The 19,696-nt window shown below is 24.2% G+C and carries 26 protein-coding genes; 10 read left to right on the top strand and 16 right to left on the bottom strand.

Going from position 1 to position 19,696, the window contains the following annotated elements; all coding sequences use genetic code 4:
• Window positions 1-268: 268 nt before the first annotated feature.
• From MSROBK_RS07750 to MSROBK_RS07720, 7 genes are all read right to left on the bottom strand, one after another.
• The gene (locus MSROBK_RS07750) at window positions 269-433 is read right to left on the bottom strand and encodes a hypothetical protein (protein WP_159373252.1); all 165 of its coding nucleotides are present in this window, start codon (window positions 431-433) and stop codon (window positions 269-271) included.
• A gap of 77 nt (window positions 434-510) precedes the next feature.
• The gene (locus MSROBK_RS07745; RefSeq protein WP_040093812.1) at window positions 511-1,143 is read right to left on the bottom strand and encodes a hypothetical protein; all 633 of its coding nucleotides are present in this window, start codon (window positions 1,141-1,143) and stop codon (window positions 511-513) included.
• 2 nt (window positions 1,144-1,145) lie between these two features.
• On the bottom strand, window positions 1,146-1,769 hold the full coding sequence (locus tag MSROBK_RS07740; protein ID WP_159373251.1) for a hypothetical protein: 624 nt from the start codon (window positions 1,767-1,769) through the stop codon (window positions 1,146-1,148).
• 224 nt (window positions 1,770-1,993) lie between these two features.
• Window positions 1,994-2,347 carry a hypothetical protein gene (locus MSROBK_RS07735; protein ID WP_159373250.1) on the bottom strand — a complete coding sequence of 118 codons (354 nt, stop codon included), beginning with the start codon at window positions 2,345-2,347 and terminating at the stop codon, window positions 1,994-1,996.
• Window positions 2,337-3,254 (bottom strand): hypothetical protein, encoded by a 918-nt coding sequence (locus tag MSROBK_RS07730; RefSeq protein WP_105628995.1) that lies wholly within the window; start codon window positions 3,252-3,254, stop codon window positions 2,337-2,339. Before MSROBK_RS07730 ends, MSROBK_RS07735 begins: the two co-directional genes overlap by 11 nt.
• 6 nt (window positions 3,255-3,260) lie before the next feature.
• Entirely contained in the window at window positions 3,261-4,631 is a 1,371-nt protein-coding gene (locus tag MSROBK_RS07725) for a hypothetical protein (protein WP_105628994.1), read from the bottom strand.
• Between the two features lie 15 nt (window positions 4,632-4,646).
• Window positions 4,647-5,108, bottom strand: coding sequence for a hypothetical protein (locus MSROBK_RS07720; RefSeq protein WP_105628993.1), 462 nt, complete (start codon window positions 5,106-5,108; stop codon window positions 4,647-4,649).
• Between the two features lie 187 nt (window positions 5,109-5,295).
• Between MSROBK_RS07720 and MSROBK_RS07715 the strand changes: the two genes are divergently transcribed.
• The 3 genes from MSROBK_RS07715 to MSROBK_RS07705 all read left to right on the top strand — a co-directional run bounded on the left by MSROBK_RS07715 (window position 5,296) and on the right by MSROBK_RS07705 (window position 7,026).
• Window positions 5,296-5,517: a hypothetical protein gene (locus MSROBK_RS07715; RefSeq protein WP_040093808.1), complete on the top strand. Its 222-nt coding sequence runs from the start codon at window positions 5,296-5,298 to the stop codon at window positions 5,515-5,517.
• A gap of 368 nt (window positions 5,518-5,885) precedes the next feature.
• Window positions 5,886-6,485: a hypothetical protein gene (locus MSROBK_RS07710; protein ID WP_159373249.1), complete on the top strand. Its 600-nt coding sequence runs from the start codon at window positions 5,886-5,888 to the stop codon at window positions 6,483-6,485.
• A gap of 73 nt (window positions 6,486-6,558) precedes the next feature.
• Window positions 6,559-7,026 (top strand): lipoprotein, encoded by a 468-nt coding sequence (locus MSROBK_RS07705; RefSeq protein ID WP_227991192.1) that lies wholly within the window; start codon window positions 6,559-6,561, stop codon window positions 7,024-7,026.
• Window positions 7,027-7,116: 90 nt separating this feature from the next.
• On the opposite strand, the gene MSROBK_RS07700 is transcribed toward MSROBK_RS07705, so the two are convergent.
• The 7 genes from MSROBK_RS07700 to MSROBK_RS07675 all read right to left on the bottom strand — a co-directional run bounded on the left by MSROBK_RS07700 (window position 7,117) and on the right by MSROBK_RS07675 (window position 13,848).
• Window positions 7,117-9,090, bottom strand: a complete 1,974-nt coding sequence (locus MSROBK_RS07700) for a hypothetical protein (RefSeq protein WP_105628989.1) — start codon at window positions 9,088-9,090, stop codon at window positions 7,117-7,119.
• A gap of 9 nt (window positions 9,091-9,099) precedes the next feature.
• Entirely contained in the window at window positions 9,100-10,335 is a 1,236-nt protein-coding gene (locus MSROBK_RS07695) for a hypothetical protein (protein ID WP_105628988.1), read from the bottom strand.
• Between the two features lie 2 nt (window positions 10,336-10,337).
• Window positions 10,338-11,618 (bottom strand): hypothetical protein, encoded by a 1,281-nt coding sequence (locus MSROBK_RS07690; protein WP_159373247.1) that lies wholly within the window; start codon window positions 11,616-11,618, stop codon window positions 10,338-10,340.
• Between the two features lie 102 nt (window positions 11,619-11,720).
• On the bottom strand, window positions 11,721-11,999 hold the full coding sequence (locus MSROBK_RS07685; RefSeq protein WP_159373246.1) for a hypothetical protein: 279 nt from the start codon (window positions 11,997-11,999) through the stop codon (window positions 11,721-11,723).
• Between the two features lie 4 nt (window positions 12,000-12,003).
• Entirely contained in the window at window positions 12,004-12,126 is a 123-nt protein-coding gene (locus MSROBK_RS12170) for a hypothetical protein (protein WP_265575294.1), read from the bottom strand.
• A complete protein-coding gene (locus MSROBK_RS07680) occupies window positions 12,120-13,457 on the bottom strand; it encodes a PBSX family phage terminase large subunit (RefSeq protein ID WP_159373245.1) in 1,338 nt (445 codons plus the stop codon). The genes MSROBK_RS12170 and MSROBK_RS07680 overlap by 7 nt, the downstream gene beginning before the upstream one ends.
• Complete coding sequence (locus tag MSROBK_RS07675) at window positions 13,450-13,848, bottom strand: hypothetical protein (RefSeq protein WP_040092461.1); 399 nt, start codon at window positions 13,846-13,848, stop codon at window positions 13,450-13,452. Before MSROBK_RS07675 ends, MSROBK_RS07680 begins: the two co-directional genes overlap by 8 nt.
• Window positions 13,849-14,099: 251 nt before the next feature.
• Here MSROBK_RS07675 and MSROBK_RS07670 point away from each other — a divergent pair, with 251 nt between their 5' ends.
• The 7 genes from MSROBK_RS07670 (at window position 14,100) to MSROBK_RS07640 (ending at window position 18,811) form a co-directional block, all read left to right on the top strand.
• Complete coding sequence (locus MSROBK_RS07670) at window positions 14,100-14,516, top strand: UPF0236 family transposase-like protein (protein ID WP_159373244.1); 417 nt, start codon at window positions 14,100-14,102, stop codon at window positions 14,514-14,516.
• A gap of 916 nt (window positions 14,517-15,432) precedes the next feature.
• Window positions 15,433-15,672 (top strand): hypothetical protein, encoded by a 240-nt coding sequence (locus tag MSROBK_RS07665; RefSeq protein WP_040092486.1) that lies wholly within the window; start codon window positions 15,433-15,435, stop codon window positions 15,670-15,672.
• A 690-nt stretch (window positions 15,673-16,362) separates the two neighbouring features.
• Window positions 16,363-16,551, top strand: coding sequence for a hypothetical protein (locus MSROBK_RS07660; RefSeq protein ID WP_133165036.1), 189 nt, complete (start codon window positions 16,363-16,365; stop codon window positions 16,549-16,551).
• Window positions 16,552-16,553: 2 nt separating this feature from the next.
• The gene (locus MSROBK_RS07655) at window positions 16,554-16,691 is read left to right on the top strand and encodes a hypothetical protein (RefSeq protein ID WP_157944213.1); all 138 of its coding nucleotides are present in this window, start codon (window positions 16,554-16,556) and stop codon (window positions 16,689-16,691) included.
• Window positions 16,692-16,693: 2 nt separating this feature from the next.
• Window positions 16,694-17,395, top strand: a complete 702-nt coding sequence (locus MSROBK_RS07650) for a hypothetical protein (protein WP_040092600.1) — start codon at window positions 16,694-16,696, stop codon at window positions 17,393-17,395.
• Window position 17,396: 1 nt separating this feature from the next.
• Complete coding sequence (locus MSROBK_RS07645; RefSeq protein WP_052443498.1) at window positions 17,397-18,326, top strand: recombinase RecT; 930 nt, start codon at window positions 17,397-17,399, stop codon at window positions 18,324-18,326.
• Window positions 18,311-18,811 carry a hypothetical protein gene (locus MSROBK_RS07640; RefSeq protein WP_133165035.1) on the top strand — a complete coding sequence of 167 codons (501 nt, stop codon included), beginning with the start codon at window positions 18,311-18,313 and terminating at the stop codon, window positions 18,809-18,811. The genes MSROBK_RS07645 and MSROBK_RS07640 overlap by 16 nt, the downstream gene beginning before the upstream one ends.
• A gap of 205 nt (window positions 18,812-19,016) precedes the next feature.
• Here the strand turns inward: MSROBK_RS07640 and MSROBK_RS07635 are convergent, their stop codons facing one another.
• Together MSROBK_RS07635 and MSROBK_RS07630 are read right to left on the bottom strand one after the other, a co-directional pair.
• Complete coding sequence (locus tag MSROBK_RS07635) at window positions 19,017-19,346, bottom strand: hypothetical protein (protein WP_133165051.1); 330 nt, start codon at window positions 19,344-19,346, stop codon at window positions 19,017-19,019.
• 77 nt (window positions 19,347-19,423) lie between these two features.
• On the bottom strand, window positions 19,424-19,696 hold a 273-nt coding region (locus tag MSROBK_RS07630), incomplete at its 5' end, for a hypothetical protein (protein WP_159373243.1).

Genomic DNA, 19,696 nt, shown 5'->3' with positions numbered 1-19,696 from the left:
GAAATGAATTAAATTTTAATACTTATTCGCAACGAATTGAATATCTTATAAACTTTTATATAACACACAATAAAGAAAAATAAAAATAACCAATTAAGGTTATTTTTTTAAATATTATTTGTTAATTGTCTAATGGCATCTTTTTGTGCTTGTTTTTATCATTAACTTTAACTTGTTTTTTAACATTTTAATTTGACCTGTTTTTAATGCTAATTCTGTTGCATAATCAGGTCCTCGTAAATGTTTTTCGTGGCAATAACAGCAGTTCTTAATTCTCTGATTTCTGCTTTATATTTTTTAATTTTTTAGCAGATAATCCTAGAATACCAAGACTACCCATTCCACCCGCACCCGCTAACACAAGTAAAGCAATCATTAATGTTTCATTCATTTTATTTAATTCCTTTCTTATTCTTACTCAAACAGTGGCCATCTATCCTTTCAGAACAAAATAATTTATAAATTAAACTATATAACCACCCAAAAATATCAACCGCCCCTATATATAGTCTATTTTAAATTTAATTCTTTGTTATTTTCTTCTTGTTTTTGTTTTTTAATATTTTCATTTTGTATATTTTTAAATATTTCTTCTGTTATGCCATCTAAATTATTTCATTGTTTTGCTAATCTTGGTTGAATAACACGCGGATTAATCCGACAATCTAAACAATGTCTTAAATGGTCTTTTTTTCATTTTGATTTATCAATTCAAATGATAATTAAAGAAATTATTAAAGTAATTAAAGGTAATATTGTAAATACTAATCCCATTTTAGATATTTTTAATCTTGGTATATCAATTTTCATATCTACTTTTGGTTTACTACTAGCAACAAATATGCCCTGAATTCCATACGTAAATAAAGGTGTTAATAAAATAGCAATGCCATTACCTCAATATTGACCATAATTATATCAATTAATATCATCTTTAATTGCATTAATCATTCCATATTCTAACCAACAATTTAATGCTAAAAATATCAATGTATAAAAACTAACTACTCAACTACGAATTTTATATTTTCTTTCTCATTCTCTAATATCTTTATGAGTTCAATTATAAGTTGGAATAGGGTCTTTTTTAAATCAATTTCAAGGTAACGCCCCCTTTAATCAAGTTGTTTTATCTTGCTTCATAATTAACTCACCAATTTTCTTTCAATTTTTAAATTACCTATATTTACATTATCATAAGAACTAATAAGACCATTTGTGTCAATATACCAACCTGAAACACCTTTACTATATGATACAACAATTCCACAACCAATATCAAAATCTTTAAAAGTTTCTACAAACATATATGGTAAAATTGAAAATTGACATCATATTTTATATTTAAATTTAGAACTATCAAAATCTTTAATTTGATATTCAGTTGCTGGTTTAAAATCACTAGTATCTACAAATTCTCAATCATTACCAACACTAATAGAAATATCACCATTACCTAATAATGAATTACCATTAATAGTTTTAATATTTTCCCCACTTACTAATTTATCTTGTTTAAGAATAATATCTTGTGATGTTTTTACAATATATTTATCATCTTGCTTATCAATATAATCTTTATTTAAATCACTATCTTTAATACCATATGATGGAATATCACCACTTTGTTTTGCTTTTCAGACATTATCTTCATAATAAATCGTGTTATTATCAAATGGAACTATTAATTTAATATATTCATTATAATCAATTTTAGAAAAATCATTAATAATTGGATAAGTAATATTTATTGAACCATCTGTTTGCAATCGCTCTTTTAATCAAAATAATAATGTTGGATAAAATGTTTTTTTAGTAATATATTTATATTCTTCTTCTCATGGATGAGAATAGTTTCCTAAATGATAATTATACGGTCTAGATACCGTTTTACTAGATATAATATCAATTATTTCACCTGCTAATTTTAAAGCATTTTTAACATCACGAGTAATATTTTCATTTGCTTCTGGGTCATTAGTTTGTGAATATGCTACACCACTTGTGAAAATGAAGCACTACCAGTTAAATCATTAACTCCTTTTGGTAAATATCAATTTATAACTGCTAATAAACAAGCCGATTGAATATAACTTAATCATTTATCATATTCAATTAAACCAGTATTATCTTTTTTTACTCAAGGAAACAAATCTTTTTTATTAATTTTATCTGAAATTGTCCCACCTGATAATCTATCCATTCATAAACTAGTTTTTAAAATAGCATTATAAATTAAGTTATCATTACAAGCAGATTGCTTTCTATCATTAATAGGTTGTCAAAGTTTACTTTCTTTCACATCTTCAACTGTTATAAATAACAAATTACTTAAATTATTTTCCATATAAAACACCTCTTAATTGATTACGATATTTATTTTTTAAATTACTTGGCTTATAACTATTAACTCTTGTTTTTGTTTTCTTAATTGTTTTGATAGTTTGATTAGTTTTGTAAAACATATTTTTAACTGGTGATTTATATAAATTCTTAATATTTTTAACATCACTTTTTCGTTCTCGATACCATTTTTTATTATTAATTTCACCAGCAAAATTAAAATTAAAATGGCCAATCTTTAAATTATTAATAAACTTTTTAATTTGTTGTAATTTTTGAACTGTTGGTAATGTTAATTTAGTAGTTCCTTTGGGATATTTTTCTTTTAATCCTCTTGGCAGTCTTTTTTTAATATAATTTCTTAAATGACTAGGTAATCATTTTCTTAATCAATAACGTCAAAATAAAGTACCCGCATTAGAAACGGCATTACTTAATAATTTTCAAATTTCAACTGGAACACTAGGATAAACATAGGGACCATAAAACTTCGGGTGTTTTGCTGTTTTTGTATATATTAAAATAGTTAAATTACCTGTTAAAGTTAATTTATTTGTAATATTAAACACACCACTATCAAGTCAACTACTATTTAAAGGTTGTCAATTAGTATTTAGATAATTTTCTTTTTTAAATTGTTCTCTATTTTTAATATTATTATCTTTTTCTAATTGACTTAATATTTGTTGAATTTCTCTTTTATGACCCTTTTTAATTAAATCTAAATAAGTAAATGGATTTAACCACTGATAAATATCTTCAATCTTATTTGTAATTTTTTGTAGCGGATTAGAATAATATGAAGCAAATTTGTTAACCTTATTAATTAAATTAACAAATTTATTTATTATTGATTTATTACCTAAATTCTCTGCTAATAAAGTTAAAATTCGTAATATTAATAAGTTCATTGTTTATTAAGTATTTTTAATTACGACATCAATTGGATTTGTTTGACCAGTAGCGTTGTTTTTACCCTCAATCTGAACTGAAATTGCTTTATCATTTGTAATATCAATTGGTCAATCTTCACCCTTACTTTCAATAAAGTAATCATAATCATTTTCAGTTAAAGAACTATCTACCGCTTTTACTGCTTTTAAAACGACAGCTTTAAATTGTGGTTTTAATTGTTCGATTGTTGCTTTTGTTGGGTCTGTGACATGAATAGTTGGTTTATCTAATTTATTAATTTTACTAATATCAATTTTATTTGTTGTTGGTTCATTAATTACATAATCAACTGGTACTCTAAATGTTTTATTTAAATTATTGTAAGCTGCTGTTCTTTCTTCAATTGTTGGTTCTTTTTCTAAAATAATTTTACATGTTTTTGGATATAAAATTGTTGGTGTTGCATATTGTACTTTACCAATTCATTTAGGGTTAGCAGTATCATTATCTAAAACTTGTTGAATAGTATCCATATTAATTGGATATGCTCATACTTGTTTATTAATAATTAAACCACTTACATTAGTAAAATTATAACCTTTATCACGGTTAACTTGTCCTTTTGTATATGTTTTTTCTAAATGAAAACTTTTTGATACAGGAATTCCCATTGCGGTATTTTCATATAATTCACCATTAACCATTGCTTTTAATTGAGCTTGTGAACCAATTACTTTTAAATAAGCCGGTGTTAATCCTAAATATGCTCTTCGTCCTAAAACCATAAACATTTTATCAGTTGGCAATCCAAAATATAAATTACTAATTTGATTAGTTAATTCAATCAAAGTTTCATTTAATTTAAAGAATGCCTTATTTGCATCATCAGCATTTTCTGCTGTATAACTACGAAATGGAATTACTTCATATTGACCATCTGCTAAACAATAATCATAAATAGCCTGAATTAATTCACATTCTAAATTAACAAATTTATTCTGTACAACACTAGAAATAGCATCAGCAATAACACCATTTTTAATATTTTGTTCTATTAATGCTAAATCAAAAGCCTCATTCATTAATTTTAAATTAAATCTTTTATCAATAGGTACTGGAATTCTTGTTAATCCCATTGTTTGAGTTGCTCCACCATTTGGTAATGAATAATCATTTTGTCATACCACACGATGAGTTAAATTATATAATGCTTGTCCTGCATTAGGTAATCAAGCAACTTGTTCGGCAGTTGCTGTTGCATACTGCATAATACTTGCATATTCATTATATAAAGGTCCACGCAATAAAGCATTAACCATATCAACATAGGCTTTTTGACCTGTTGTATTACCTTGTAATGTAAAAGGTACTTGTGGCAAATTAATTGTTGCCATAATTTTCACTCCTTATTATCTAAGGTTTTTAAGTGTGAAATCTGATATCTTTTTAATCTCTTCCGGAGTATATGCTCCTTTTTCTTTAATAGTTTTAATTTCATCATTTTTATTTTCAGTAGATTTTTCAATCATATCTTTAATAAAATTAGTTGGTGAAACTGATGGTTGTTCTTCAACAAACAAATCAGGTTTTAATTCTTTTAAAGTTTGCATTTTTTCAGTTAAAGAATTACCATTAACTTTATCTAAATTAGTTTTAATATCTTCAATTTTAGTCGATGGAACATCTTTAAATGCTTTTAATTCATCTAATTCATTAGATAATTTAATAAAGTCTTCTTTTGATATAACATCTTCGCGTTTTTGCACACTTTCTCTAATTTGTTTCGCTTCATTATTAAACTGATTTAAGATATTTTCTGCAATCTCTTCACTTAAACCTTGTTCTATTAATTGTTCTTTTGTAAGTGCCATTTTATAAACCTCTCTTTTTTTATTCTTGTCCGATTAACAAGTCAGCATAAACTCTTTTTTATGGAAAAAGATTAAACCTATGTTTTTAATTATATACCAATAGTTCACAAATGCAATATATTTTGTATACAAATACTAAACAAATAAAATAAAAGTGTTATAATAAAAATGAAATGAGGTAAAATAAATGACATTTTTAGATTTTTTAGAGGAAATTAATATGGAAAGTAACTTAGTTATTTGTTTTAATAATAAAGATTATAAATTCCAAAAAGAGGAATATCTTAGAAGAAATGAAAATATACCTAATTATATAAAAAATATACCTAATTTAAATAAATGTAAAATTGTTGATATTGAATTTTTAACCAAAGAATGAAATAATAATTTAAAAATTACATTAATATAAAAAATCAACAATTTAATTAAAAGTGTTATAATGAAATTGAAATAATTATTTATTGATATATATAATATAAAGCAAGAATGATGAGTGGTCATTCTCTTTTTTATTTAACTAAGTTAATAATATCATAGTATTTTACCAATACAATAAATAGTAAGTAAGTATAAATTATATAATAATATATATAATTTATATATTATAAATAATAATTTTAATAATAAAATTAATATATTTCATTGCTAATTTACCCCTTTAAACGCGTCATAAGAGCTATTTTTAAAGATAAAATTTTGTAAATAATTCATACTTTTGCTTGCCTATATATATATATATATATATATATATATATATATATATAATGAATGTAAATCTTGGTAAAAAGTTTCAAGATTAAGAAAAGGAGAAAAACAAGTATGAAAAAATTACTTGGTTTATTAAGCGTATTAACAATTAGTGGAACTGCTGTACCAACAACAATTGCCGCTAGTCCTTATCAAAAAGAAGAAACTATAAATAGTGATATTAATTATCAACAAGCAAATAATTCAAAAAATTTAATTAGAAATAAAAGAGGATTTAATGATAATAGAGATGAAATAGAAGCTACGGGAAGATATAAAGATACCTTATATGCTTCATTTAGACCTGATTTATTTAGAGAAATTACCTCACATCGTAATAGCAATCTTGGAAATTATAATCGTTATAAAAAGTTAGTTAGAGATAGAATTTTTAATGGCGTTTGAATGGATGAAGGGATTCATCAACATGCTGGATGTTGTTCAAATAGTGATGATGCTGTTGATTTATTCATAAAAGGAATGTGAAATAACTGAGATAGAATTATGAATGATTGAAATAATAATGGTGGTCAAACACACAGAATGAGAATAGTTATGAAAGTTAATCGTAATAATGGTAATGTAGATTTTATTTCTAGTAACGTAAGAACTGATGAAAGAAGTTATTAAATAAAGCAAAATAAAATGGAAATAAGTTATTTATTTCCATTTTTAATTAATAAAAATAGAAAGGTTAAAAATGATGAAAAAAATATTAAGCATATTAGGCACAATTACATTAGTAGGAACAAGTACAACAAGTTTAGTTGCTTGTAATAATACACAAGAATATACGCCCGAAGAATTAGCAAAAGAAAAAGAAAATCATAAAATAGATACAAAAGACCCAATAATTAAAAAGGAATTAGAATGAATAGCACCACAAGAAAAACCATTTAAAGAAGTTGATAATAAATGATATTATGTAGTTTGAAGAACAAACCAAAAAAATAAGTGAGAAATTAGTAAGTTTAAAAATGATACTTTTTTTTCTGATAATCAAACAAAAGAAATAGACTTAAAAAGTAACTATGAATTATTTTTATATAAAGCTCCATATTTTCCTGTAGATTTAGTAATTGGTAAAATTAATAATATTGTTTCTATCGTCCAATGACGAGAATATATAAAAATAAAACCTATTTTAAATCGGTTTATCGTTGAAATTTAGATACTGAGAAACCCGATTTAATTATTGATAATGATGGTAATGTAAAAGTTAGTGGTGAATAGAAAAAGAGATGTAAAATCTCTTTTTCTTTTATCTTGGTTTAAATGTAATTTTAACAGGGTTATCACTTTTATTTCTAATACCTAAAACATTTGGGTTAGAAACATCTATTGTAATATCTTTATCATTACCGAAATTAATTTTAGTATTTGGTCTTCCTATTAATTTAGCAATCAATACTTTTGAAAATCCAATTTTTAATTTTACATCATTAGTATAATATGCTTGTAATTCTATTTCTTTAATTTTATCATTATCATTATTATATAGTTTTGTTATTTGTAATAAAAAGTAAATTTTTCAAAGCCCTAAAGGAGGTTTATTTCTAGATTCATAAGTGTTTTCATAATATTTTTCTGGTAATCCATTAGTTTTAAAAGTATCAAGCGTTTTAATATCATTAGTTATTTCTTTCGTATTTATTGTAAAAATATTTGGAAAATTAACTTTATCAACTTGTGAATAACCACTTTCTAATAAATTTAAATCTTCTAACAAACATATTGTTTTATTACAATTTGTATACCCAGTTAATAAATTAACATTTCTATTTGGAATAAAATTTTCTATATCACATGGTCCACACTCAACTTGTAAATTACTCAGATTACTTATTTCTATTGTTTTATAAGCATCTTGAAATTTACTGATACTTTGAATAGTTGGGTCAATTTGTTTTAAATCAATTTCCATTTCATAATAACCATTTTGTTTTGTTTTATCATCAAATAAATTAACATCACCAAATGGTGCTGGTGCAAGTTGGCATTGTGCTGGTGCTGTAATTTTGGTTTTTAATGGTTGCACTGTAATAGAAGGCATAATATCTTTTGTATATTCTGGGTAATTATATGGTACTGGTGGTAATACATATTGTGGATAATTAAAAGTTGGTATTTCATAATCATGTGGTAATAAGAAACTAGTTTTATAATTAGTTGTCATATCGCGTAAATAATTATTTAATACACTTTTTGTTTTACCACGAAAACTCCATACTGATAAGCGTAAATAATCTTCTTCATTATTTGTATATGGATTATCAGAATAAAAGATAATTTCAAAATTACCTTTATATAATGCTTGTATTGAAAACATATCAATTATATAACTACAATTTGTACCATCTGGTGTTTGTAAGAATTCTAAATCATTATCTTTTTCACTATCACCAACTGGTGTTTGAGCATCAATTGCTTTTGTTTTTTCATTAATTAAATAAACTTGATTTGTTTTTTCATTTAATTGTTTTAAATTATAAGTTGAATAAACTAATTCTTTTGTTGGTTTACCATCTTTTTCTAAAACGTTACCTTGTATTTTATCTGTTAATAAAGTTGTAAAACCTAAACTAGTAGCATTTGCTCCAAAGATAGCACCGACTTTATCATTACCTTGTTCTCTAAATATTTCAAATGGTAAATAACCTTTACCTTTTGATTTTTCAGATCAAAAGGCATCATTATAGAAACTATAAACACTAGAACTCATAAAACCATTAAGAAATTGAAAATTAGGTCAAGTTTTTTTATCTTGATTAATTACTCAACCTCATGGAATACCAAATGAAATAAAGTTTAAGAATTTACCAACACCACCCGGTATCGTAAAAGGATTAAATACTAATTTTTGAGTATAGTTTAAAGGTAATACGGTAACTTGGCGATTAATAAAATTATTCATATTTAAAATATCTCAAACATTACATGCACCCATTTTATTATATTCAATTTGTACTTGTCCAACTGTATTACCAAATTCATCTTTTCTTCTAAAATATGATGATGCTTGAGTACTGATAATATTATCAACATTACCACTATTTACTTTTATTTTATTTGGTGGTGTTATTTTTCAACTTTTAGACCAATAAAATTCAGAATTATTATTTTCTTCATTAATAGTTGTTCCAACAGTGGGATTAGTTGCTGTTGAACTCGCTTTATCGGTTATAACAATACCCTCACTATTTTTTTGATTTCAAAAGTCGTATCTACTTTCCATATCTTTTTTTTAATCTTCATAACCAGTTATCATAGTTGGTTGAATACCTTGAATGTTATATCAACTTACTTCGGGTGATGCATAAGTATTTATTTTATCAGGGGGAGCAGGATACATGTTATACATTAATAAATCACGAGAATTCATTACTTTTTTATTAAATTGACCTTTAATAATTGGTCTCCCAATTACAGGCATATCAAAAAAGATAGGATTACCATAAAATTTAACTGCCATTGCTCTAACACCTGGGTCTTTTAATAAAACTTCATCTAAGTCAACAATACCTTTATTTAGTTTTTTATCATAAGTTATTTTAGGAAAACAATAACCTTCACCAGGTGCTGATGTTTTAATAAATTGTCGCACTGATAAACCACTATTACTAATTTTGTCATTAATACTTGAAAAGGTAATTTCTTGTCATAAGAAACTACCATCTCATGGAGAATAATAATTAATAACATTTGAAGGATATAATCATTGTCTATCTTGTGGTGCAGAATTAATATCACCACCACCAATATTTAATCCCCGGTCATTAAATGCAGTATAAAAATTATAATAATCATTAATATTTAATTTTTCTGCATCTTCATCTAAAATTAATAAAGTATATTGTCTTTCAGTTGATTGTTGAGTAAATACTTGTTCAAATTTGGCTTCACCAAATTGAATTGAACTTCTATCATCAATCATATAAGCATCTCAATATTTACCAACTTTAACTTCTTTTGTATAAAAATTATCTGCTTTATTATCATTATTCATAAAATAACTTAATTTATATTGATTTAAGTATTCTAACATTTTATTAACATCATAAATGTTTTCACCATCAATTAATTTTCAATAAACATTATTATTTTCATCTTTTAATTTTATCGCAAAAGGTGTTTCATTATTTGCTCATATAGTTGAGTTAATTGGTTGTTTATTAAAATCATCAATCGTTAAAATATTAATTTCTTCACCCTTATATTTTTGAACTATTTTTAAACTACCTTGTCATTGTGCAATCGTACTTTCCATATTATCAAATATTCTTGTATAACTACCATAATCACTGGGTTTAGCATTATTAGGTTTTCAACCTGTTTCAGTATCAGGGATATATGAACTATAAACATTAAAAGGAAATACCATTCAATGTCTATTATCTCGTATATTTTCTCTAATATCTATTAAAGTATCATGGGCTTGTCTTCTTAATTCTTCCATAACACCTGGGTTAATTCTACTCATTTTTAATTCTCCTTAATTTCTGTTCTACCTTGTAAGGCATTTTGATTATTACCAGTTTCATCATATTCTAGTAATTTATTATTATGTTCTATTTCTTTTGCTTGCATTTTATCTTGTCATGCTTCTACTTTTTCAAAATATTTGGTTGCTTCTAATTCATCAATATTATCATATTCAGTAATTGCTCTTATTGGTTCCATTGTGCCATTATCTAATCTAGCAGTAATTAATTCATTTTGGCGCATTTGGTCAACTAAACTAGCACTAACAAAATCAAAACCATAAGGTCGTTCACCAACACCATCTCATAAACCATAATATTTTAAAACAGTATCAAACATCTTTGTATAATATTGTTTACGATATGCTTGTAAATATGCTTGTTTTTCTAAATCTTTGGTTTTAGTTAATAAAGATTGTGTTTTATTTTGGTCATTATCTGATTTATCACCAAAAGGACTAGAAAAATGACATGCTAAGTATACTTGTTCAATAATTGATTTTTGGTCTTCGGTATATGTTTCTAAGGTTGGTGTACCTTGTACCACTTGTAAAGATTGTGATAATTGACCATCTACGGCTGATTGACCTGATTGAATAAAAATATCATCAAATACATCTTGCAATACTTTTTTATTGCCTTTGTTATAAGCAGTCATTAAATCATCATCTAATATTCCATATCAATGCGTACGATTTGCTCATCTTTCTTTTGATTTAATATTAAAACTATCTTCTAAATCAAATTGTAATTTATAACAATTTGTCATAGTAGGTCAAGGGTTTAATGTTGTTGAAGTTGATAAAAATAATGGATTAGGTTCATTAATCATTTCTCAAAAAGGGACAATACCTAATTTGTTTTTAAATTCTTGTACTAAAACAGGTCTAACATCATCTTTAATTTGTGTTTTACTTTGTCCAACAACTACTTCATTATTTTTTGGTCAACCTTTAATAACTATTTTATCTTTGGTACAAATTAAATTTAATATAAATCCACTATCACTTTGATGATAATTTAATCAAATATCAGCACCTTGTTCAATTTCATTTATTTTACTTACTCGTGATGTAAAGTTAAAAGGGTTAATTCATAAATCAATATTGCCGTCATTAGTCTCTAATAAACCAAAGATTGTTTTACCCATTAAACTTGCTGTTAATTCATTTTTATCTAATTTTTCTTTTATTTTATAAGTTTCATATCATCAGTTTAATTTTTCTAAAATGTCTTTACGATGAGATTTAAATAAAATATCTTTACCATTTACTAATCGCATTTGATGCGAGCAATAATATTTGCTAAATTAATAGTTCAATCATAATTATAAAATTTTAAAACACTATTAATATCATTTAAATTTGGTAAACTAGGGAAAGTATTATTCATTGTTATTTTTCTCCTTTAATTTTAAAATAAGTGCATAATTAATAATATTTACTGTTAATAAATTTGGTTCATTTGATAAAACTTGTACACATACTTTAACTTTTTGATATTTCTTAATATATTCGTTATATAAATTTAATTTACATATTGCGATATTATCTTTTTTTAATTCTTGACAAAGTCTTTTTTTAACTTGTCCACAAACAGACATATAAGGTCTTTTTGCATTTATTACACGTTCATCATGTATTACATAAATATCTTTTTTCATTAAGTTAATCACTCCCTTTGTTGTCATAATTTATAATCGGATGAACTATTATGTTTAACCATTGGTATAATTCAAAGTGTAAAGCATAAAAATCACTATCAAATGTATCATCATATAAATCTAACATTCGTTCTTCTCTACATCGGGTTTATCTTCTCATTGAATTAATTCATATTGGGTTTTACTTACAGGACATTTTTCTCATAATCATTTTAATTGATTAGTATTTATTAACATTGTAAATGCTTCTACACGATGTTTTATTTTAAACTTCTGCTTTTGTGCTGGTTTAAAATTCATGTATTGACCAAAAGTATAATTATATTTTTCTCTATTTAAACTTTCTAATGTTGCATAAGCACTATCATCAACATTAATTGATATTCCTTGTTGTATTAAATTAAAATATTGGTTTAATTGATTGTTGTAAAACTCTAAAATATCTTTTACTTGTTCTAATGGTCCTTTAAATTGTTGCGTAGCATTTGAGTGTGTATATTCAGCAACTTTATAGGCTTTTTTATCAAATGAATTATATATTCAAAAGCTCGATGCTGTTGTATGTCCTTTGGGACTAGTAGAGTTTGCTAAGTCAACACCACCTAATAATTTCGTTGGTTGAATAATATCTGTTGCTTGCATAATATCAATATATCTTGCAAAGATTGAACCACTAGTATTACCGGGCAATCCTCAACTTCATACTCTTGCTCTTTCAATATCTAATTGTTCTAATCTTAATTGTTCATTAACTTTATCTTGTGGTAATTCGTAATTAAGTCTTCAACTAGAATAATGAATAATAATCTTCATATTTCATTTTTCAATATATTTAATTTGTTCATATTTACTACGCATTATTTGTTCATCAAAAGGCATTAATTCATTACAATAACCAACAATATATCTTTTTAAACTCTCAGGATTACATGTATTAATTGTTATTTTATTTTGATAACCACGAATAGCAAACTCTAAATCACTTAAATCTTTTTGTTGAAATTGGTCACATTCTTCTCTTCAATCAATAACTAATTTATATTTATTCAAATCAGCAAAAGCTTTTAATTTTTCTTTCCGACTTGGTGAATGTAAACCTTTACAATATATTTTGCTCCCATTTGATAAAGTAAAAGTAAAATTAGATAAATTAATAGTATAAGGAATATTATTTTCATCTAACATATTTCATATATTTTGAAATACACTATCTTTTAAATCTTTACTCCAATACATACTAGCAATGATACAAATTGGTTCTTTAATCAATAAACTAATTTTTAATAATTCACCAAACATTTTAATATTTGAAATAGTCTTACCACTATATCGTGTCCCAATTTGATTAATTTCATTAACTAACTCATATTTCTTTGCAAAGGGATATTTATTACCAACATTACTATTTTGTAATAACCAATAAGGTGTTTCTAACAAATAAGTAAAATGATTAAGCATTATTATCACTTTCTTTTTTAATATCTCTAATATCCGTTTGTAAATTAACAATTATTGGCTGTTGATTATTTAAGTTTAATTCTTGTTCTAACTGTTTTTCTTGCAGTGAATATTTATAATTAAATGCTCGTTGTCAATATAATTTAGCACCATCAGGTGATTTCATCATAAAATTAATTATTTCACTTTCAATTCTATCAACTTGTTTTTCAAGCAAAGGAACTATCTTTTCGCTCGCATAAGTATCATATCTTCACTTGCGAGAAAGATTGAATTCATTGGTTAAATCATTCAAAGTATATGGTTTATTAGGTGATTTATTTTCTCAAAATTGCTCTATTTTACGATAAAAAGTCGCCAAACTTGCTGTTTTTGGATTAAATTCTTTCATTTTTACTCCTTTTATATGGTTAAATATAAGTAGAGAAAAACATGTACAGAAGAACTTAACAGGGTTCTTTTTTTTATTATCTATATTTTACATCAAAATAAAAAAAAGTAAATTACTTTACTTTTTTCAGTTAAATTAATTTGCTAATAATTAACACTTAAATTATAACATAATAAATAAAAAATAATATCTTTTTTTGCATTTTTATTATTTTTGTGTTAATGTGTAGAACTAAGGAAAGAGGGTAAAAAATGATGAATGTTGATAACAATTTTTTTAATAATTTTATTAATTTATTATATATACAGAGTATTGAAATTATTCAACAAAGTTCAGAAGATTATGATGAATGAATTTTTAAAAATTACAAAATTGATAAAACTTTAAAAGAATTTAAAGATTATAAAGTAAAAGATAAAATTGAAAGAACATTAGTAATTTTAAATGGAAAAATAACTTTTAAAAGAAGAAGATATTATAAAATTAATCCAGAAACAGGTAAAGAAGAATATATTTTTCCTTTGGATAAACTTTTAGGAATTGAAAAATGACAAAGAATAGATAATTCTGTTAAAGAAAAAATATTATCATTTATTACTGAGAACAAAAGATATAAAGATATTTTAGATGGACATGGAAGCAGTTTATTTTGGACAAATTTTATGTAATAAAGATATTTTATATTCAATTGGTGTTAAATAATTTAATTTGCTGTGAATTCGTACATTATTGTATCAATTAACATAGTCAAAATAAATTCTAATTTAAATTGTTCAATATTTTTAAATATTTCTGTTTTTAATTAATTCTGTTTTTAAAATTTTATAGGTTATTCAGAAACAGCATTATCATAAGGACAGCTGGTTTACTATAAGATTTTGCAACATTGTTTTTAGCTAAAAGATTGTAAATGATATTGTTATTAAATTCGCTGCCTTGATCAGTATGAAATATTTTAATATTATCTAAAGAAAAACTAAGCTTTTTAAAAGTATTTTCAATAATTTGGCATCTTTATGAGAACTAACATCATAAAATAACTTCACGATTAAATAAATCAATTAGAAAGCACACATAATATATTTGCTATTGATAGCAATTGTGTTAAATACTGACAAAACTTCATGTAGTTTTATAATTATTAAATTCTTGATTTAAAAAATTATGATATTTGTAAATATAGCGTTTTTGTTACTTTGATGTTTATATTTAAGTTTTGTATAATTGGAAATTAAGTTATATCTTTGCATTTTGGTCGTATAAAAAATATTGGGGTTTTGGAAAAAAACTCGGAAATTGAATAAGAATAATAAATTAAACCATTTACTAAAATGGTTTTTTTATTTGTAAAACCAAAATTATTAATTGATTCAGAGAAAGGACAGCATCTTAAATTCTTAAAATAGAAACTTTTTACACAACTTTCTGATACCCTCTTTAAGTTGTTTACACATTTATAAATATCTTAGAAATTTTTACAAAGTGTACCTGTTTTTTCTCCTAATTTAAGGTGTTGTCTTTTCTTTGTTTCAGTTAATTAGTTTGTTAATAAATAAAAAAACTTAATAAAAGAAGGAGTAAGTAATGGAAATTAATAAACAACAAAAAATATGTGATGTTATTGATTGCTATAAATCAATATCATTCATTACCAAAGAATTTTTATCAAATAAAGTTTTATGAACTTGTGAAAAACATAAAAATTTATTAAATCATACAAAAGATAAAAACCAAGAGTGGTTTTATAAACGTTTAGAAAATTCAAAAATTATCTTTGATTATAAAACTGGTTTTTTAAAACTTTGATTTTATAAAACAACTTAATGCAGAGTGGAACGGTTATTTTAAATAACTAAGTGTTTTTATTCCACAGGAGGCGGTCTAGCACAGCGGTAATCAGTCCGGAAATAATAGACGCTTTAACAAGCGATAGTGGTGATAAGTGCGCGGTCAACATCGAACCACAATAAACAAAAGAGATGGTCACTTTATAAATAAATTTGCGATAGATATTACTTCTTAGAAGTGACAGCGGTTTAAAAACCACAAAGTCAGCATTAGGCTCTTCAAGGTGCAAGTAGATTTATTTTAAAAACTGAACGCTTTGACCTGAAATGGTGCGGGTGAAGAGAGAGAAAACTCTCTGGCTACAAAAACAAAAAACAACTGTCGATTATTTAACTAACAACATACCGCCACCGCTCACCCACAGCGAAGCGGATGGCGTAGTAAATAAAATAGATAAATACAATACTTATATAACTAATTCTCGCTTTGGCACTTTCACTTGGTAGTGAGTGCCAGCGAGTTAAAAAATAGGAAAAATAATTTAGGAGGTAAATATGAAAAATTTAAATAAAATTTGTCTTAAACAAAAATATTGAGGATATTGCTCAAAATGCAATCAAGAAAACAAATTACAAGAATTAATGTTTAAAAGTTATTCAGTATCATTTTAAGATATGACTGATGAACATTGAGCATTGGGGAAACAAAATTAGGAGGAATTAAATTATGAATAAAAGATACGTATTAATAATGAAATATAATAATTTGTTTGATAAAACAACTATTTTTAAAACAGATTTTTTTTATACATTAGAAGAAGCGAGGATTACTGCTAATGTTGAAAATGAAAATCATTGATTAACAACTATTATTGATTTAGAAGATAGCAATATTAAATGACAAGGAGATAAATAATTATGTGAAAAGATGAAAATGGTTATGTTTATACAGAAGAAGATTTATTTAATTTAGCATTAGATGAATGTTATTCAGAAGAAAGTGCTTATGAATATATTGATAATTTAATTAATGAAATGGAATTAGAGGAAATTTAATTATGGAAGATTTAAAATTAAATAATGAAGTTAAAAATATTACTTATCCGTTTTATTTAAAAGGAAATAATTTTAAAGAATTAAGCTTAAAAGCATTAACAATTAAAAAGTGAATTGATGAAAATGGACAAGAATTAGCAGAATTTATATATCGACAACAAGCTTGATTAATAAATGGAGAATATAAATCACAATCACTAAAAGATTTAAAATTAGTAGTTTCAAAAATTGATTATATTTTTAGAGAACCATTAGAAATAATAAAATCTTTTAAAGATGAATTAAATTTTATTAGAAAAGATATTTTAAATTTAGAAAATAATATTAAGAATAATCATGATTCTTTAAAAAATAGTGTCATTAATATTCAATTTCAAAAACAAAATAAAATTATTGAAACTCATAAAAAAGAGCAATTTTTAGAAATTAAAAGTATAGCAAAACAAGAACAAGAATTAAAAATTATTACTAGTAATTTTCGGAAAGAAAAATTATTAATTAAAGATATTGAGGTTATTGGTATTAATGATGATTTTTTACAAAATGCTGATAAATTAGAACTTATTAATCTTATTAAAAATTATTTAACTGTTGATGAACAAATTGTTAAAAATGAAATTAAAGATCAATGAGATAGTAATAAAGATATTAATTTAATTGGGGTTAAAGGTATTAATTTTAAAATAAATAAAGGAGAAAAATAACATGACAAATATTGTAGAATTTTTAAGAACAGATAAGGTAACTGATTGAATAAAAAGTAAATTTTCTAATGAAAATGAAATTGCAAGATTTAAAAGTAATATAATTGCAATATCAAATAGTAATGAATTATTACAAAAAGCAGATCCAAAAACAATTATGACTGCTTGTTATCAAGGTGTTTTATTAAATTTACCAATGGAAAAACAATTCGGTTATGCTTATGTAGTACCATATAATACAAAAATAACAAGAATTATTAATGGTCGTGAAATCCAAGAATGAATTAATCAAGCCCAATTTCAAATGGGTTATAAAGGTTATATTCAATTAGCCCAAAGAAGTGGCCAATATTTAGATATGTCAGTATCAGATGTTAGAGCAAATGAATTAATAAATTATGATCGTTTAAAAGGTACTGCTTTTAATTGAAATCAAAATGAAGATGAACGAGAAAAATTATCAATTATAGGTTATGTAGCATATTTTAAAATGGTTAATGGTTTTGAAAAAACTTTATATATGACAAAAGAGCAAATGGAAAATCATTTTATGAAATATTCTAAAACTTATGCTAAAAATAAATCATTTTATATTGCTAGTTTTGATGAAATGGCCCTTAAAACAGTATTAACATCATTATTAAGAAAATGAGGTATTATGTCAGTTGAATTACAACAAGCATATAAATCAGATCAAGCAGTTATTACAACTAATGATGAAAAGATTTATATTGATAATGATGCTACTTTCATCCAAAATAATGGGCATATTAACGATGAAACTTTATCAAATAATATAAATTTAAATTATAATACCCCACCTAATGATGAAATAGTGTACATAAACGATAATGTAGTTAAAGAAGAAGATATATCAAATGTAGTACCAGTAGTTAATAATAACAATGATGAAGAATGAGCCAATTGATAAAAATAGGTATTGACCCATCAGGAACTGGTACTACGGCTATTGTTGTTTATAAAAATAATAAATTAATAGATAAACAAGAATTTACAAATAAAGGCTGAAAAGAACATTATGAATTTATTATAAATTATTTGAAAAATGAAAAACTATTTGGGAAAATATTATCAAATAATCATAAACTAGAATATTTAATTTTTATAGAAAATTGTTTATATACAAATGCCAATGGCTCAAAAGATAGAGATGATTTATTGAAATTATTAGGTTCATTAGAAACGCAAGGATATATTGCTACTATTTCACCAAAACATACAAAATCAGTTGTTAAAAATATGGAAAATTTAAGTAAATATAATGATGGTTATATATGAAAATATGAAAAAGATGTTAATTTAACTTATCAATATGGTAAAAGTTGAAAATATAATAATGAAAAAATAAGTAATCATTTACGAGATGCAATTATTATTGCTAATTATGAAAGTTAATTTATGAAACATTCATATAATCAAAAAACAGGAAAATATTATTCTTGTAAAATTCGGAATATAAATGTTTACTTAAATGAAAATGAAGAACAAGTTTGAAATGAATTAAATTTTAATACTTATTCGCAACGAATTGAATATCTTATAAACTTTTATATAACACACAATAAAGAAAAATAAAAAATAACCAATTAAGGTTATTTTTTTAAATATTATTTGTTAATTGTCTAATGGCATCTTTTTGTGCTTGTTTTTTATCATTAACTTTAACTTGTTTTTTAACATTTTTAATTTGACCTGTTTTTAATGCTAATTCTGTTGCATAATCAGGTCCTCGTAAATGTTTTTCGTGGGCAATAACAGCAGTTCTTAATTCTCTGATTTCTGCTTTATATTTTTTAATTTTTTTAGCAGATAATCCTAGAATACCAAGACTACCCATTCCACCCGCACCCGCTAACACAAGTAAAGCAATCATTAATGTTTCATTCATTTTATTTAATTCCTTTCTTATTCTTACTCAAACAGTGGCCATCTATCCTTTCAGAACAAAATAATTTATAAATTAAACTATATAACCACCCAAAAATATCAACCGCCCCTATATATAGTCTATTTTAAATTTAATTCTTTGTTATTTTCTTCTTGTTTTTGTTTTTTAATATTTTCATTTTGTATATTTTTAAATATTTCTTCTGTTATGCCATCTAAATTATTTCATTGTTTTGCTAATCTTGGTTGAATAACACGCGGATTAATCCGACAATCTAAACAATGTCTTAAATGGTCTTTTTTTCATTTTGATTTATCAATTCAAATGATAATTAAAGAAATTATTAAAGTAATTAAAGGTAATATTGTAAATACTAATCCCATTTTAGATAT

The organism is Spiroplasma poulsonii, assembly GCF_009866525.1.
Classification (GTDB): Bacteria; Bacillota_I; Bacilli_A; order Mycoplasmatales; family Mycoplasmataceae; genus Spiroplasma; species Spiroplasma poulsonii.
The sequence above is the reverse complement of the archived record's forward strand: the minus strand, read 5'-3'. Positions and strand labels throughout refer to the sequence as shown.